Origin of the sequence: Sulfurimonas autotrophica DSM 16294, assembly GCF_000147355.1 — a bacterium.
Taxonomy (GTDB): Bacteria; Campylobacterota; Campylobacteria; order Campylobacterales; family Sulfurimonadaceae; genus Sulfurimonas; species Sulfurimonas autotrophica.
Genome location: NC_014506.1, coordinates 2,066,493 through 2,081,956, shown reverse-complemented (window position 1 = coordinate 2,081,956; position 15,464 = coordinate 2,066,493). Strand labels below are relative to the sequence as shown.

The following is a 15,464-nucleotide window of genomic DNA, read 5'->3' as shown; positions in this document are numbered from 1 at the left end:
TTTACTCGTCATCATCTTCTTGAGTTTTTGGCGTATTTCCGTAAATAGTGTCTACATCTTCTGAGAGTGAAGTAATATCATCAATGGCATCTTCATATGCTTCTACTTTTTCATCACAATCATCAGTTGCTTCTGCATTAGCTGTTGCTTCATGTAAAGAGTCTTCTATCATATATGATTTAAAAGGCATACCGTAGTTATAGACTATTTCTCCACCATGTTTTCCTTGCAGGAATGTTGTGGCAGTTGCTCCAAGTAATAGAAGTATGGCAATCACTTCAAGAGAGAATTTTTTTAGTTTACATCCAGCCATCTGAATAAGGGCTATAATACCCATAGCAATTGCAAGATACAAGCCGAGTTCTTTATGCTCTTTGAGTTCATGCTGACCGGCTTCGCTGAGATAATCAAATATTTGCGGACCGGCTTGACTCCCCGTGTACCAAACAGCAATCATTGCTAACGCTGCAACCAATGTTGCTCTTGCAGAAATTTTTGACATTATTTGTGTTCGTGAATATAAATATGCAAGTCCAAAGACAGAGGCAACGAGAGGTAAGACCATAGCAAAGTGTACGGTAGCTGGGTGTAGCATCATAATAAATCCTTTTATGTGTTTAAGTTTATGAAAATTATATAAAAATTTTCAAAATTATATTTTAGTTAAATATAATAATATATTATCCTAAGATATAATTTATTTATCTTTTTTTTCCATAGCATCTTTTGCAGACTTAATTGCATTTCCAAGTGCTACTCTGGCAACTTCCCAAGCCTGGATACCCATTTTTTTTGCTTCTTGGGCTTTTGGAGAATGAAGCGCAAAATCTGCTTTTTTTACGGCAATTTTTGCAAAATTTGAGAACTTTTCTTTAATGACATCTGCCGTTTCTTTAGATATCAACACCAGTTCTTCAAGATCATAACGCATTTCCTGATTGAGCTCTAGAAGAATTTTTCGTATAAGCTGAGAGCTTTGAGAAGCCTGCGTAATAATAATTTGAGAGAAGAGTGTATCTGTTTGATTTAAATCTTCTATTATAGTGTCGTAATCTTCTATAAGTATATGTTTTGCTTCAACCGGCATAAAAGCAAGTCTCTGTTTAAATCTGTCAATAGATTTAATCAGACCGCTGCGCATACCTTTAAGTGTAGCTGAGAGAATCTCCTCGGCTCTTGTTGGTGTTGCCTCTGCAATTTCGATTGTAGTGGCGAGGATTGTTGAGAGGATTTTTCTGACTCTGATGGTATTGAGTGAACCTTCTTTTATAGATTCGAATGTGATATCTTTTATAACTTCTTTAATTGAATCATTGACATCACCGTCACTGTCTTTTTCCAAGGCAGTAATAATTGCAGATTCTACCATTTCACTGAGCATATCATATAAATCAATTGATTGCAGTTTGATTTGGTGGAGTGTGTGAACGGCTTTTTCATCTTTTATCTGTTCTTCTATGGCATTGAAGACTTCATATTTTGCAACCTGAAGTTCATCAGATTTTTTATGTAAAGCTCTTTCTATAGCTTCTTTTTGCTCTAAAAGTTTTTCTACATCCTCTTTTAAAGTATGTGTTTCTTCTTCAATAAAAGTATTTGCCAATGCTTTCATCTCATCTAGCGACAAGTTTTCGAGTTTTACTCTTGCATCTGATAATGCATGTTCAACTCGTTTTTCTATACTTTTAAATCTACGGCTGTATGCTTTTTTGAGTTTTATTTGTAAAGTCTGACTGTTATTCATATTGTGCTCCTAAAGTACCATTTTAATATCTTGATGTTTTTTTAATGCATCATATATAAACTTCCTGTCATCTTCATTATGAACCAAAAGGTCCAAATTCATACTTACATATTTACCTGTTTTGGAACTATTAGAGTCTGTAAGCTTGTGCAGTCTCTCATTAATTACATCTTTCACGGCATTTTGCAGTGCCTCTTTCTCACTTGCTATAACTTTGTAACACCAGTTGCAAGGGTATTCAAGTTCTAGTTGCTTTCCTTCAAGTCTATCGTTTAAAGTCTCCACTTTTGCCTCCTGATTTAGATTCAAGTTGAACATTACTTATAATCATACCTTTGTCAATCGCTTTTACCATATCATAAATCGTTAAAAGACCAACGCTTGTCCCTGTTAATGCTTCCATCTCAACTCCTGTTTGTCCGGTAAGTTTTGCTGTAACTGTTAACTTAAATCCTGGAAGTTCCGGTAGTTCTTCTACATCACAGTTTATACCGCTAAGATTTAAAGGATGGCACATAGGAATTAAATCACTTGTTCTTTTTGTTCCCATAATCGCTGCAATAACGGCAGTTTGTAATACAGGTCCTTTTTTGGTTTTTTCACTTACTATAGCGTCATATGCATCTCGGTGCATTTGGATTATGCCGCTTGCTACGGCTACCCTTGTTGTATTGTTCTTATCACTCACGTCAACCATTTTAGGTCTTTGATTCTCATCAAGGTGCGTTAAATTCATTGGTAATTTTCTCTTCATATTAAATTTTCTTGCTATATTATAGCAAAGTGCTGTTAATAATGAGTTAGAATTTGGAGCGCATCTTTATAATCTTGAGGATGGTTCATATTTAAAAAAGGTTTAGTATCGGGGAAGTAGACATAAGTTGTTTTGGACTTTTTTAAAAGATGGCCAAGCCTATGACTGTTTTCATTGAGCATTTGTAAAAATTTTGGTTTTAAGTTTTTGGTATATATACCGCATAATGGCTGGATTCCTTCATCTGTTTTGGCAATAACCGCATCATAAAGAGAATTGTCTGCGAGTACAATATTTTGTATCTCTTTTTGTGCTATAAAAGGAGTGTCAACACTGATGGCAAATATTTTTTTTGCATCAAGAGCATTAAAAATAGTGATGAACCCAAGGGTAGGAGCAAAAACAGAGGAGCTCTTATCATCTTCTATAAAATTTGCGTCAAAAGAAAAAATTGATTTGTCTTTGCAAGAGATATAAACGCTTGAGAAGATTTTTGAAAGTCTTGTGTATTGGTACTCTGTCAGTGTGTTAAAGCCGGCAAAAGGGAGAAGTGCTTTGTCTTCTCCCATTCTACTGCTCTTACCGCCTGCAAAGATTACACAAGGAATATCTAACATTATCTAGGGTCTGTAATATAACCTGTAATTGCTGATGCGGCAGCAACTGCAGAATTTGCCAAATAAACTTTAGATGAACGGCTTCCCATACGACCGACAAAGTTTCTGTTTGTCGTACTTATTGCTACTTCGTTATCACCTAAGATTCCCATATACCCACCAAGACAGGCACCACATGTAGGATTTGAAACAACACCGCCGGCATCTACAATGATGTCGATATAGCCTAAGTGATTTGCATCGCGAAGAATCTTTTGTGTTCCCGGTGTTACGATTAAACGAACATCAGGATGTACTTTTTGTCCCTTGAGTATCTCAGCAGCGACTTTCAAGTCTGCCAAACGGCCGTTTGTACAACTTCCGATGAAAGCCTGGTCTACTTTAATTTCATCTTTGACAGCCTGATTTACCGAGTGTCCATTTGACGGTAAGAACGGGTATGCAATAACCGGGTCAAGATTTGCGACATCAATTTCTAAAACCTGAACATATTGGGCATCTTCATCAGAGTAGTGAATGCGAGGTTCGCGTGCGAGATCTTTATCTGCCAAAAATTCTGCTGTAATGTCATCATACGCAACGATGCCGTTTTTTGCACCGGCTTCGATGGCCATATTACACATAGAAAATCTGTCATCCATTGTTAAATGCTCAACTGTGCTTCCTGTAAACTCTAAAGTTTTATACAGTGCACCGTCAACACCAATCATGCGAATGATTTCCAAGATGATATCTTTACCTGTTGTATATTTTCCAGGTTTTCCTGAAAGTACGACTTTGATAGATTCTGGCACTTTAAACCAGTTGCCACCGCTAATCATGGCAAATGCAAGGTCAGTTGAACCCATTCCTGTAGAAAATGCACCTAAAGCACCATGCGTACATGTATGTGAATCTGCTCCGATGATTACATCACCCGGAACAACAAGCCCTTTTTCAGGTAAAAGAGCATGCTCGATTCCCATATCTTTTTCATCAAAATAGTTTTTAAGTTGATGTTTTTTTGCAAAGTCACGAGAAATTCTTGCCTGATTTGCAGAAGCAATGTCTTTTGCAGGAATGAAATGATCTAAAACAATAGAAAATCCATCAGGATTTGCCAGCGTTTGTGCACCGCTCTCCTCAAAAGCTTTAATAGAGATTGGAGTAGTGATATCATTGCCGATAACCATGTCGATGTCACAGCGGATAATTTCACCCGCTTTGACGTCACGACCGACATGTTGTGAGAATATTTTTTCAGTTATTGTTTGACCCATAATGGTTAGCCTTTCATGAATAATTAATTGTGCGATTATAGCATAATTATAGTGAGTAATTTATTTGAAAGCCTAAAAGGCGAAGCTGAAGCATCGCTTCCGAAAATAAAATGAGTTTTATATTGATTGGTACTTTATGGCTTTTTTAGCAAATTCACTTGAGCAGAAAAACAGTGCAATAAATATAGGGTTAAACCTGATAATATCATCTTCAAGCGTATCAAACACCTTGAAACTAAAGCCTTCTCCGTCATTTGGATTTTGCGGTGTGATGATAAACTCCAGCGGTGCGAGTGCTTTGGCCATATTAATGATATTTTTCTTTGTTTTCATGTTTGCTTCATTTAAGATATTGAAATCTTTTTCCTGTGCTTCTCTGTGAGCGACAAGAATTTTTTGAATTAAATCTATTTTATCTTTGAAAACTACTTTATTCCACTTTATAATAGTATTGTTCGAAGCTATCTGGCAGTTTTTTTGCATAAGAGGATGTGGTTTTTTGGCACGCATGGCTTCAATGAGTGCTAGCAAATAGTTGACTCCGCCTACACTTTGGGCTGCTTTTGTTAAAAAGAGATGTAAAAATTTTTTTGTTTGTTCGTTTTGGTTGTTAAAATTACACATTGATTTTTTCCTTATTAGTTGCATATTATAGCATTATTAGTTGCTGTTTGAATTCTTAAAGCAAATATAAACTCAGTTTGACTTAAGCAAATCATAATGTCAAAACTATTATGATGTCATAAGTGAAAGAAGACAAAAATAGTCTTATTTAAAATTTAACCCAATTAAGAGGTAAAAAATATGCAAGTTTATTTAGACAATAACGCTACTACAATGACGGATCCGCAGGTAGTAGAAGTGATGCAGCCATTTTTTAGTGAGCTATATGGTAACCCGAGCTCGCTTCATAAGTTCGGTACATCAACACACCCGTATTTGAGAAAGGCCATTGACCAGGTTTATACGGCATTAAATGCAAGCGATGATGATGACATCGTATTTACATCATGTGCAACGGAGTCAAACAACTGGGTTTTAAAATCAGTTTTTAACGACTACATTGTAAACGGTGAAAAAGATCACATCATTACAACAGAGGTTGAACATCCATCTGTGCTTTCAACGTGCAGATGGTTGGAAGAACAGGGTGTGAAAGTAACCTACCTTCCTGTAAATGAAGAGGGAATCGTTGAACCGCATACTGTAAAAAGTTTCATCACTGAAAAAACTGCACTTGTGAGTGTTATGTGGGCTTCAAATGAGACGGGTATGATTTTTCCTATTAAAGAGATAGGCGAAATTTGTAAAGAAAAAGGTGTACTTTTTCACTCAGACGGTGTTCAGGCTGTTGGAAAAATTTCGGTAGATTTACAAGATGTACATGTAGATTTTGTTTCAATGTCTGCGCATAAATTTCATGGACCAAAAGGGGTAGGCGCTTTATATATTAAAGATTCTCAAGCCCTTTCACCATTGTTACACGGCGGTGAACAAATGGGACACAGACGTTCAGGAACACTCAATGTTCCTTACATAGTCGGTATGGGAAAAGCGATAGAACTTGCGACAAGCAATATAGAAGAAACAATGGCTAAAATCCGTGCAAAACGCGACAGACTCGAAGATGCTCTTTTAGAGCTAAGTGATACTTTTGTAGTCGGTGACCGTGAGAAACGTACGCCAAATACTATTCTTATTTCAATCCGCGGGGTTGAGGGTGAAGGTATGCTTTGGGACTTAAATAACGGTCAAATCGGGGCTTCAACAGGTTCTGCATGTGCTTCTGAAGATTTAGAAGCAAACAGTGTTATGCTTGCAATCGGCGCCGATAATGAACTTGCGCATACAGGTATTCGTTTATCTCTTTCACGTTTTACGACAGATGAAGAGATAGATTATACAATAGACCATTTCAAAAAAGCGGTTGCACGTCTGCGTGCGATTTCAAGTTCATTTGCAAAAGTAGCACCGACACCGGGCGGCGAAGCCGGCGAATGCCACATACCGCACCATATGGCACATTAAATGTTGCCGTTTCTTTCTCTGTGAAATGGAGAGGCTCAGACCGTAGGGAGGATTCGTCCTCGGAATTTCACAGAGAAAGAAACTACAGTAAGTATGAGGAGCAAAGCAGGTCATAAATCGCACCAGTGCGATGGGCTCTGCGTCGAGCAGAACCAAGTGTTAACGTAGCCAAGGGAATCAAGGTGCCCCCTGAGGGTATACTTCCCTTGGCGTGACAAAAGGGAATAAAAAAGGTTCCCTTATTTTTATGAAATAAAAAAAAGGAAAGATAGTATGGCAAAAGCTGATATGTTAGGCGAGTCTCTTTGGGACGCGTATTCAAATAAAGTAACAACATTGATGAACAATCCTCAGCACCAGGGAGAAATTACACCTGAAGAAGCTGAGGCACACGGTAATAAACTTATTGTTGCAGATTTCGGAGCTGAATCTTGTGGAGATGCAGTAAGACTGTACTGGGAAGTAGATCCAAAAACTGACAAAATTGTAAATTCTAAATTTAAGTCTTTTGGTTGTGGTACAGCTATTGCATCATCTGATGTTATGACTGAACTTTGTATTGGTAAAACAGTGCAAGAAGCGGTAAAAATTACAAATATTGATGTTGAGTTTGCTTTGCGTGATGAGCCGGATACTCCTGCTGTTCCACCACAAAAAATGCACTGTTCTGTTATGGCGTATGATGTTATTAAAAAAGCGGCTTCATTATACCTTGGTGTAAATGAAGAAAGTTTTGAAGATGAAATCATTGTATGTGAATGCGCGCGTGTTTCTCTTGGAACTATTCAAGAAGTTATCAAACTTAATGATTTAAAAACAGTTGAAGAGATTACAGATTACACAAAAGCAGGAGGTTTTTGTAAATCTTGTATTAAACCGGGTGGACATGAAGACAGAGAGTACTATCTTGTTGACATTTTAGCTGATACGCGTCGTGAAATGGATGAAGAAAAAATGAAAGCTGCAGCAGATGCACAACTTGAAGGTGCCGGTAATTTTGAAGAGATGACACTTGTGCAGCAGATTAAAGCTGTGGATGCTGTGATTGATGAAAATGTACGTCAGTTTCTTGTTATGGATGGCGGCAATATGGAAATCATCGATATTAAAAAAGATGATGACTATATTGACATTTACATTCGCTACCTTGGTGCTTGTAATGGTTGTGCTTCATCTGCGACAGGAACACTTTATGCAATTGAATCAACTCTTAAAGAGAAACTTTCTAAAAAAATCAGAGTTTTACCAATCTAATGATACTTCGTATTCCCAGCTTGACTGGGAATCTGCTTCTTACTACTTAAGCAAATATAATAGTAATCATAGTACCGATATTTTCTTTTGATTTTATATCAATGTGAAAACCGTACTCGTTTACAATACCCTCCACAATATTAAGCCCTACACCGAATCCGCCGGCATAGGAGTTTGCCCGTACAAAACGTTTGAAAATTTTATTCAGTTTGTCTTTTTTGATACCTATACCCTCATCTTGGATGATGAGAGAATTTTTTGTGGTTGTGATTTTTATGTTTGTGTTTGGATTTGAATATTTAATGGCATTGCCAAGCAGGTTGTTTATAAGCATTTTCGCTTTTGTCGGTGCTATTTTTACAGGACATGGTGCCAATTGTGTTTGCAGCTGTATCTTCTTTTTTTCTAAAAGTTCACTAAAATAAGCAATATCTTCTTTAACAATTTCATCAAACATAAGTTCAACAGCTTCTTCGCTGCTGTTGTCAAAACTTAAAAAACTTAAAGATGCATATATGTCATAGAGCTGCTTTGTACTGATAGAAATATTTTTGATTGTTTTTTCATCATAATCTTTTTTGGCTTTGAGTCTGGAAGCACTCATCATAATGGCGGTTATGGGTGTGTTGAGCTCATGTGTCGTGTCTTTGACGAAATCTTCTATCTCCTGCATTTTATCTTTGAGCGGTTTTAAAAATATATAAGATAAAAATACGGCAATAATTATGATTAAAAATGCTGTAATGATGACGGCATAGGCAATCTTGTTTTTTATGACCTGAATATTTTTTACACATTCATCACTTTGTATGACTATATACTTTACATGTAAGTGTCCCGCCGTTCTTTGTGTGACAAGCGTAAAAATACCATCTTTCATGTAAAAATCTTTTGAGAAATCAACATCCTGCACAACTCTTCCATAAAGCAGATGTTTGTTTGCATCAAAAAGGGCAACTGCTTCTCGCCGGAATTTGTCAAGTTTAAATTTTGTATGATGCATATGGGCTTCAATAACTTTAGCACTGACAAGGTCGGCTGTATGGTTCATTTTGTAAAAGTTAGCATTTTTCTCCATGGCAACCTGCGAATTGTAAAACCAATAGGCCGCGAGCGATAAAAATAGAAAAGAGCTTACAAGGTAGAGTGCCAAAAAGGAATAAAAGGATTTTTTTGTAATTTTATTCATACATGTAACCCTCGCCGCGTATTGTTTTTATTTTCTCTTTTCCGATGATTTCTCTGAGTGTTCTAATGTGTGAGCGCAGAGTAGCATCGCTTGGCAGCGAGTCAAAATCCCAAATATTCTGACTGAGCTCTTCACTGCTGATGAGCCGTGCTTTGTTTTTTAGAAAATAGGACAATAGCATAGCGTCTTTTGCCGTTAGAGAGACTTGATTGTTGTTTACATGTACTGTTCTTTGCATGGGATAAAATACGATCTTATCCCCGATAGGAATATATTCATTGGTTTCAATATTGAAAACTCTTTTGATGCTCAATATTCGGGCATGTAGCTCTTCAAGTTCAAAGGGTTTTTTGATATAGTCATGTGCACCGGCATCAAAAGCACGCTGGAGATGCTCGGTGTCTCTGTAGGCTGTTATAAAGATAGCCGGTGTATTGTTGCTAAATTTACGAAGCTCTTTGAGAAGTTCTACGCCGTTCTTTCCCATTACATTGATGTCAAATATGAATAAATCATAGTTGGAACTCTCAAGGCGTTCATAAACCTCTTGGGAACTATAGGCATAATCTACATCCCATTCCTCGCGTAAAAAATCTAATAAAATATCTGATAAAACAGGGTCATCTTCCATTAAAAGTATGTTCATAAGTTATTTTATCCTAAAATTATAAAATGATTACAAAAATTGATAATATTAACACAAATGAATTACAAGTATATAAAGAATTAAGAGATAATGCTTTTCGAAGTGACCGAAGTTTTATAGCGGACAGTCCAAAGGTTGTAAATCTTTTACTTCAAAGCGATATACAAATAAAAAGTATTCTTGTAACACAAGAGTATTATGATGAATTTATGCCGCTTGTAGCGTTAAAAAATATTCCTAAAATCTATCTGACAACTAAAGAAGAAATGGGCAAAATAGTCGGGCACAAAATACATCACAACTGCATGGCACACGGCATACGCCCTGATGACATAGAGCTTAGCAGTGCAGGTGATAGAATTATAATGCTTGATAACATTACTTCAAGTGAGAATGTCGGTTCAATTGCCAGAAGTGCTGCAGCACTTGGAGTGAAGAGCTACTTCTTGCCAAAATCCTCCCCTCATCCTTTTAACAGGCGTGCTTTACGTGTTTCAATGGGGTATGCACATATGCTTGGCATACATGTATATAAAGATATCTTTGAAACGATAGAAGCTTTAAAGGCAGCCGGTTATAGAGTCTATGCAGCAGAAGTCACACCCGATTCTACGCCTTTATCTTCTTTACATGTAACCTCTAAGTGGGTGCTTATTATGGGACATGAGGGCAAGGGGATATCACAAGATATTTTGGATGTCTGCGATGAGGTTGTAAGTATTGAGATGCAAGAAGGTATTAAGAGTTTTAATGTCGGTGTTGCAGCTTCTATTATGATGTATGCTTTTAGGCAACGAGGGATGGCTGCAACCTAATTTGTGGTATAATCGGAATAATGAAAGAATACAGGAAGTCACATGGACAGTGTTTATTTGGCAAGACAACCAATATTAAATAAAGACGAAGATATATATTATTATGAAATTTTATACAGAGATGCAGATAAAAAAAGTCATGTCCATAGCAATATCGCAGCGAGTGCCTCTGTAATAACAAGTATTTTGAACAAGTTTGGAACAAAAACTTTGCTTGGTGATAAAAAAGCATTTGTAAAAGTAGATGAAAGATTTTTGCTCAATGATATTGTTTTTACAATTCCAAAAGAGTTTTTTATATTTTCTCTTTTTGCAGATATAAATTTAAGCGAAAAGGTTGTCCACAGAATTGATGAATTGCATCAACAGGGGTACGAACTTGCCATTAACGATACCGATTTAAATGATGAATTTATGCAAAAATATAGAGATATCCTTCATCAGCTCTCTTTTGTAAAAATAAACTTTGATGTACTTGCATCCTATGATATCGCAGATTTAATAGCAGAGTTACATGTAAGCCAGATTGAAGTCATAGCAACAAAAATAGAAAATAATAAAACCTATGAGCTTGCAAAAAGTGTAGGCTGCGACTATTTTGAGGGCTATTTCTTTGCTAAACCGATAATTTTGGAAAATGCAAAGTATGAACCATTTCAGTTAAATGTCCTTAAACTTTATAATCTTTTGATGCAGGATGTAAATATTGATGAAATTACATCAGAATTTGAAAAAAATCCTGAGATTACAGTGCAGTTGCTGCAGTTTATGAACTCGGCAGCCTTTCATTTTAGGAAAAGAATATCTTCACTACACCATGTTTTAATTCTTTTGGGAAGAATTCCGTTGGGAAGATGGCTGATGCTTCTCATATATTCAAAATCTGTTTCTAAAATAGACAAACACTCTCCGCTTATGCTAATGGTAATAAACAGAACTTATTTAATGCAAGAGATACTCAAAGAAGTTGAACCCGGAGTGCGGAGCAATATGCTCGGCGAAGCATATATGGTAGGTGTTTTGTCATTAATGGATACACTTTTTAGTATGAAAATGAGTGAGGTGCTTGAGGGAATTCATGTCTCCGATTCAGTCAAAGAGGCTGTTTTAGATGACAAGGGTTTTTTAGGTGAAATATATGCAGTTGTACGAGCAACAGAATCTTTTGATGTGGATGAGGTGATGGTATTTGAGCGAAAGCACAAGCTTGGCAAGGGTAGTATCAAAAATCTTGTAATACAAGCCATAGAACATGTCAGTGAATTTGAAAATGCTGGGGAGAATGATTCCTAAGACATGCTATAATTTCAAAAAAGAAACTACTTATGAACTTTGCAACACTTCCGCTTTCTCCTCAAATGCTCCAAACTATAGAATCACTCGGTTATAAAGAGATGACACCTATTCAAGCACAATCGCTACCTTCTATATTGGAAGGACGAGACATTATTGCGCAGGCAAAAACAGGCAGTGGAAAAACGGCTGCTTTTGGTATAGGGCTGTTGCACCATCTTAATGTGAAAAAGTTCCGCGTACAGTCTTTGGTGCTGTGTCCTACAAGAGAACTTGCCGATCAGGTGGCAAAAGAGCTGCGCCGTCTTGCAAGATTTCAGCATAATATTAAAATACTGATGCTGAGTGGAGGAGAATCTTTTGGCAGACAGCTTGGCTCACTTGCACATCAGGCACATATAATTGTCGGAACACCGGGGCGTGTTTTAAAGCACCTGAACAAAGAGAGTCTGGAGCTGAGCAACTTAAATACACTTGTTTTTGATGAAGCGGATAGAATGCTTGATATGGGGTTTATAGAAGAGATAGAATCTGTTCTTGCTTTTGTGCCTAAAGAGCGTCAAACACTGCTTTTTTCTGCTACTTATGATGATGAAATTTTACAAATCAGTAAAAGAATTCAAAATAATGCGTTACATGTAAAGACAGCGGCGCAGGAAGTGCAAAACAAAATTGTTCAGGAATTTTATGAAACAAATGATAAAGTGGACACACTTATAAAAATTCTTGCAAATTACAAACCTGAAAATGTAATCGTTTTTACAAATACCAAACTCGAAGCTAAAGAATTGGCAGAATCTTTGGTGCAGAACAAAATAGATGCACTTGCAATTCACGGCGATTTGGAACAGTATGAGCGAAATGATGTTCTGGTACAGTTTGCAAATAAATCTTGTCCTGTTTTGGTAGCAACAGATGTAGCTGCACGCGGACTTGATATAAAAGATTTGAGCATGGTTGTCAATTATGACCTGCCTCACAGTATGGAAACTTATACGCATAGAATAGGGCGAACGGGCCGTGCCGGAGCAGAAGGCATTGCGGTTACGCTTTATAACGAATATGAAGCACAAAAGATAGAGCCTTATGAAGAAGATGAAAAACATGTATTTTTAGATGCCTCTGCGCTAAAAAAAGAACAGGGTTTTGAGATGAAACCGCAATATGTGACACTCGTTATTGAAGGCGGCAAAAAAGATAAAATCCGCGCAGGCGATATACTCGGAGCTTTAACGGGTGATGCAGGGCTGCAAGGTTCAAGTATCGGAAAAATTGACTTGTACGACAGACAAAGTTATGTGGCAATAGAAAACTCACTTATCGACGAAGCCTATAAAAAGCTCAAAAACGGAAAAATAAAAAACAGAAAATTCAGTGTCTGGGTGCTTTAAATCAGGCAGTAAATATGTTAATTTTAAAATGACGTAAAAATAACAAATTTTTTCATAAATGTTTAAGGCTATTTTTTATAGACTGCTAGCACGTGTTATTAAACTATAATTTGCCAAACTTATTGTGAAATAAGGACGGAAAGCTTTGAGTCTTAATTAGTAAATTAAGATTGTCGGGTTGCGATTCCCTTTCCCCTTTTTATAATTTTTTAGCAAATTAGATTAAAGGGGATAGAATGATAAATAACCTGACCATCAGGGGTAAACTTATTTTTTTAAGTGTCGTCCTACTTTCTGTTATTACTTTGTTTTCAATAAAAAATTTTTATGATACATGGAATAATTATGAAAATATCAAAGAGACAGCTTCTCTTATAAAGTTGTCTGTGAAGATGAGTGCTGTTTTACATGAACTGCAAAAAGAGCGCGGTGCAAGTGCTGGGTTTTTAGGCTCAAAGGGAACAAAATTTGTAAATATACTTCCCAACCAATATAGCTCTACAGATGTTAAAATCAAAGAACTTAAAGAATTTATAAGGGTAAATCCGTCTGATGCTTCAATACAGGTAACTAATGAGATAGATTTAGATTCGGTGCCGGCAATGAGAACTAAAGTAAGATCTCAAACAATTCAGGTAAGCGGTGCCGTAAAATTTTACACAGCTCTTAATAAAAAAATTATAGATACTATTTCTCATTTTTCAACAATTCCACGAGATAAAGACTTAAGAACAAACTTTAATAGTTTTGTAATTTTCATTAGTTCCAAAGAACGTGCAGGGATTGAGCGTGCCGTTCTTTCCAGTGTTTTTGGAAAAAATTCTTTTACAAGAGCAACTGCGGCAAAATTTGCTTCTTTGGTATCACAACAAAAGGCATTAACAAATCTTTTTTTACATACTGCAAATGACGATATACGAAAAGCATATAATAAAACAAAGTCGGACATTTCATTTGTAGAAGTACAAAAGTACAGAGATATAGCTTCATCACATGAGAAAAATTTCGGTGTTGATCCAACAGCCTGGTTTAAAACAATAACGAAAAAAATCAATAAACTAAAAGAGTTTGAAGATACTTTGGCGAAATATACTATAAATAAAGCGGCATCAATGGTTACATCATCATTTTATCTGCTTCTCCTTGTATCTTTATTGTCAATTGCAGTGGTTTTGTTTGGATTATATATAACGAGAAATGTATCAAATGGGATATCAGGTTCTATATGTAACTTTAAAAGAACGATTGAAGATATAACAACAAAAGGCGATTTGTCGATTATTATAGACAGAAGAACAAAAGCACGGGATGAAATGGATGAGATAACACATCTGCTTGCTGTTTTGGTCAGTTTAATACAAGATTTGACAAGCAGAATTAATATTTCAGTTCACAAAGCTTCTAAGGGAGATTTCAGTTATGATCTTAATGACGATGGAATGCATGGAGACTTCGCTGAGGCAATTCATAATGTTAAAGATGGTATAAATGCTATGAAAGAAGCCAATGAAAAGCAAAAGATTATTAATTTTAATTCAAATGTCAGGGCAGTCGGCAGTACCGGCAAGGGACTTGAACTTATTCAAGATGAAATAAGCAGTATTATACAAGAGTTAAGTGAAGTTCAAACGACAACTAAACGCACTGCTGAAACTTCAAACGCTTCCATGGTTGAAGTAGCAAACATTTTAGAGAAACTGCAAATACTTGTTGAACATATTAACGACAGCAATTCATCGATAGAAGAGCTTAATGAGAAAACAAATGAGATTACTTCTGTAGTTGATTTAATAAAAGATATTGCGGAACAGACAAACCTGCTCGCTCTTAATGCGGCTATAGAAGCTGCTCGTGCAGGTGAGCACGGACGCGGGTTTGCCGTTGTTGCCGATGAGGTAAGAAAACTTGCAGAGAGAACTCAAAAAGCGACGAGTGAGATTACTATCTCTATCAACTCAATGAAACAAGAGGCTAGCATCAGCTTGGATAAATCAGAAACTATGACCTCACTTGCAAACGAAACTTCAAGCTCTGTTAAAAATTTCAATACTACTATGAGCGGCTTAAATACAGAAGCAACTGAGATGGCCGGTGTTGTACATGATATGGAGAACAAGGTCTTTATCGTTTTAGCCAAAATTGACCATATTATTTATAAAGCAAATGCATATGATGCCATTATAACAGCAGATAAAAGTAAATCATTCGGCTCATATACAGCGTGCAGACTGGGGAAATGGTATGCGAGTGACGGTAAAGAGCGTTTTGGACGTACAGATGCTTATAAATCAGCTCTTGCACCACATAAAGCTGTTCATGAGAGCGTACATAAATGTATTGTTTTTTATGAAAATGAAGATTTAAGAATAAAGAATGAAGATACAATTGTTCAGAACTTAAAAGTGATGGAAGCGAATAGCGATAAATTATTTTTACTCTTAAATCAAATGCTTTTAGAATATAATAAATAAAAA

At 36.3% G+C, this 15,464-nt stretch carries 15 protein-coding genes and 1 riboswitch; of the genes, 6 read left to right on the top strand and 9 right to left on the bottom strand.

Annotated elements, in window-relative coordinates; genetic code table 11:
• Position 1: 1 nt before the first annotated feature.
• The 7 genes from SAUT_RS10600 to SAUT_RS10570 form a co-directional block, all read right to left on the bottom strand.
• Entirely contained in the window at positions 2-598 is a 597-nt protein-coding gene (locus tag SAUT_RS10600) for a DUF2231 domain-containing protein (protein WP_013327888.1), read from the bottom strand.
• Between the two features lie 99 nt (positions 599-697).
• Positions 698-1,744: a DUF6781 family protein gene (locus SAUT_RS10595; RefSeq protein ID WP_013327887.1), complete on the bottom strand. Its 1,047-nt coding sequence runs from the start codon at positions 1,742-1,744 to the stop codon at positions 698-700.
• 9 nt (positions 1,745-1,753) lie between these two features.
• Positions 1,754-2,029, bottom strand: coding sequence for an HP0495 family protein (locus tag SAUT_RS10590; RefSeq protein WP_013327886.1), 276 nt, complete (start codon positions 2,027-2,029; stop codon positions 1,754-1,756).
• Positions 2,010-2,480 (bottom strand): cyclic pyranopterin monophosphate synthase MoaC, encoded by a 471-nt coding sequence (gene moaC, locus SAUT_RS10585; protein ID WP_013327885.1) that lies wholly within the window; start codon positions 2,478-2,480, stop codon positions 2,010-2,012. The genes SAUT_RS10590 and moaC overlap by 20 nt, the downstream gene beginning before the upstream one ends.
• 53 nt (positions 2,481-2,533) lie before the next feature.
• Positions 2,534-3,115 (bottom strand): molybdenum cofactor guanylyltransferase MobA, encoded by a 582-nt coding sequence (mobA, locus tag SAUT_RS10580; protein WP_013327884.1) that lies wholly within the window; start codon positions 3,113-3,115, stop codon positions 2,534-2,536.
• Positions 3,115-4,374 (bottom strand): 3-isopropylmalate dehydratase large subunit, encoded by a 1,260-nt coding sequence (gene leuC / locus SAUT_RS10575; protein ID WP_013327883.1) that lies wholly within the window; start codon positions 4,372-4,374, stop codon positions 3,115-3,117. Before leuC ends, mobA begins: the two co-directional genes overlap by 1 nt.
• Positions 4,375-4,491: 117 nt before the next feature.
• On the bottom strand, positions 4,492-4,998 hold the full coding sequence (locus SAUT_RS10570; protein WP_013327882.1) for a hypothetical protein: 507 nt from the start codon (positions 4,996-4,998) through the stop codon (positions 4,492-4,494).
• A 180-nt stretch (positions 4,999-5,178) separates the two neighbouring features.
• Between SAUT_RS10570 and SAUT_RS10565 the strand changes: the two genes are divergently transcribed.
• Together SAUT_RS10565 and SAUT_RS10560 are read left to right on the top strand one after the other, a co-directional pair.
• Positions 5,179-6,402 carry a NifS family cysteine desulfurase gene (locus SAUT_RS10565; protein ID WP_013327881.1) on the top strand — a complete coding sequence of 408 codons (1,224 nt, stop codon included), beginning with the start codon at positions 5,179-5,181 and terminating at the stop codon, positions 6,400-6,402.
• Positions 6,403-6,675: 273 nt separating this feature from the next.
• Entirely contained in the window at positions 6,676-7,656 is a 981-nt protein-coding gene (locus SAUT_RS10560) for an iron-sulfur cluster assembly scaffold protein NifU (protein ID WP_013327880.1), read from the top strand.
• A 46-nt stretch (positions 7,657-7,702) separates the two neighbouring features.
• Here SAUT_RS10560 and SAUT_RS10555 read toward each other — a convergent pair whose 3' ends face one another.
• Together SAUT_RS10555 and SAUT_RS10550 are read right to left on the bottom strand one after the other, a co-directional pair.
• Positions 7,703-8,845: a sensor histidine kinase gene (locus SAUT_RS10555; RefSeq protein ID WP_013327879.1), complete on the bottom strand. Its 1,143-nt coding sequence runs from the start codon at positions 8,843-8,845 to the stop codon at positions 7,703-7,705.
• Positions 8,838-9,491, bottom strand: coding sequence for a response regulator transcription factor (locus SAUT_RS10550; protein WP_013327878.1), 654 nt, complete (start codon positions 9,489-9,491; stop codon positions 8,838-8,840). The genes SAUT_RS10555 and SAUT_RS10550 overlap by 8 nt, the downstream gene beginning before the upstream one ends.
• Before the next feature lie 26 nt (positions 9,492-9,517).
• Between SAUT_RS10550 and SAUT_RS10545 the strand changes: the two genes are divergently transcribed.
• The 4 genes from SAUT_RS10545 (at position 9,518) to SAUT_RS10530 (ending at position 15,461) form a co-directional block, all read left to right on the top strand.
• Positions 9,518-10,306 (top strand): TrmH family RNA methyltransferase, encoded by a 789-nt coding sequence (locus SAUT_RS10545; RefSeq protein ID WP_013327877.1) that lies wholly within the window; start codon positions 9,518-9,520, stop codon positions 10,304-10,306.
• 42 nt (positions 10,307-10,348) lie between these two features.
• Positions 10,349-11,599 carry an EAL and HDOD domain-containing protein gene (locus tag SAUT_RS10540; protein WP_013327876.1) on the top strand — a complete coding sequence of 417 codons (1,251 nt, stop codon included), beginning with the start codon at positions 10,349-10,351 and terminating at the stop codon, positions 11,597-11,599.
• A gap of 32 nt (positions 11,600-11,631) precedes the next feature.
• Positions 11,632-12,990, top strand: a complete 1,359-nt coding sequence (gene dbpA / locus SAUT_RS10535) for an ATP-dependent RNA helicase DbpA (RefSeq protein WP_013327875.1) — start codon at positions 11,632-11,634, stop codon at positions 12,988-12,990.
• A gap of 102 nt (positions 12,991-13,092) precedes the next feature.
• Positions 13,093-13,176, top strand: a riboswitch (cyclic di-GMP riboswitch).
• A gap of 50 nt (positions 13,177-13,226) precedes the next feature.
• On the top strand, positions 13,227-15,461 hold the full coding sequence (locus SAUT_RS10530; protein ID WP_013327874.1) for a methyl-accepting chemotaxis protein: 2,235 nt from the start codon (positions 13,227-13,229) through the stop codon (positions 15,459-15,461).
• The last annotated feature ends 3 nt before the right edge of the window (positions 15,462-15,464 follow it).

Coding starts and splice junctions, on each gene's coding strand:
- SAUT_RS10550 (WP_013327878.1), bottom strand. CDS start 9,491: ATGAACATACTTTTAATGGAAGATGACCCTGTTTTATCAGATATTTTA.
- SAUT_RS10600 (WP_013327888.1), bottom strand. CDS start 598: ATGATGCTACACCCAGCTACCGTACACTTTGCTATGGTCTTACCTCTC.
- SAUT_RS10570 (WP_013327882.1), bottom strand. CDS start 4,998: ATGTGTAATTTTAACAACCAAAACGAACAAACAAAAAAATTTTTACAT.
- dbpA (WP_013327875.1), top strand. CDS start 11,632: ATGAACTTTGCAACACTTCCGCTTTCTCCTCAAATGCTCCAAACTATA.
- leuC (WP_013327883.1), bottom strand. CDS start 4,374: ATGGGTCAAACAATAACTGAAAAAATATTCTCACAACATGTCGGTCGT.
- mobA (WP_013327884.1), bottom strand. CDS start 3,115: ATGTTAGATATTCCTTGTGTAATCTTTGCAGGCGGTAAGAGCAGTAGA.
- SAUT_RS10560 (WP_013327880.1), top strand. CDS start 6,676: ATGGCAAAAGCTGATATGTTAGGCGAGTCTCTTTGGGACGCGTATTCA.
- SAUT_RS10545 (WP_013327877.1), top strand. CDS start 9,518: ATGATTACAAAAATTGATAATATTAACACAAATGAATTACAAGTATAT.
- SAUT_RS10565 (WP_013327881.1), top strand. CDS start 5,179: ATGCAAGTTTATTTAGACAATAACGCTACTACAATGACGGATCCGCAG.
- SAUT_RS10530 (WP_013327874.1), top strand. CDS start 13,227: ATGATAAATAACCTGACCATCAGGGGTAAACTTATTTTTTTAAGTGTC.
- moaC (WP_013327885.1), bottom strand. CDS start 2,480: ATGAATTTAACGCACCTTGATGAGAATCAAAGACCTAAAATGGTTGAC.
- SAUT_RS10595 (WP_013327887.1), bottom strand. CDS start 1,744: ATGAATAACAGTCAGACTTTACAAATAAAACTCAAAAAAGCATACAGC.
- SAUT_RS10555 (WP_013327879.1), bottom strand. CDS start 8,845: ATGAATAAAATTACAAAAAAATCCTTTTATTCCTTTTTGGCACTCTAC.
- SAUT_RS10540 (WP_013327876.1), top strand. CDS start 10,349: ATGGACAGTGTTTATTTGGCAAGACAACCAATATTAAATAAAGACGAA.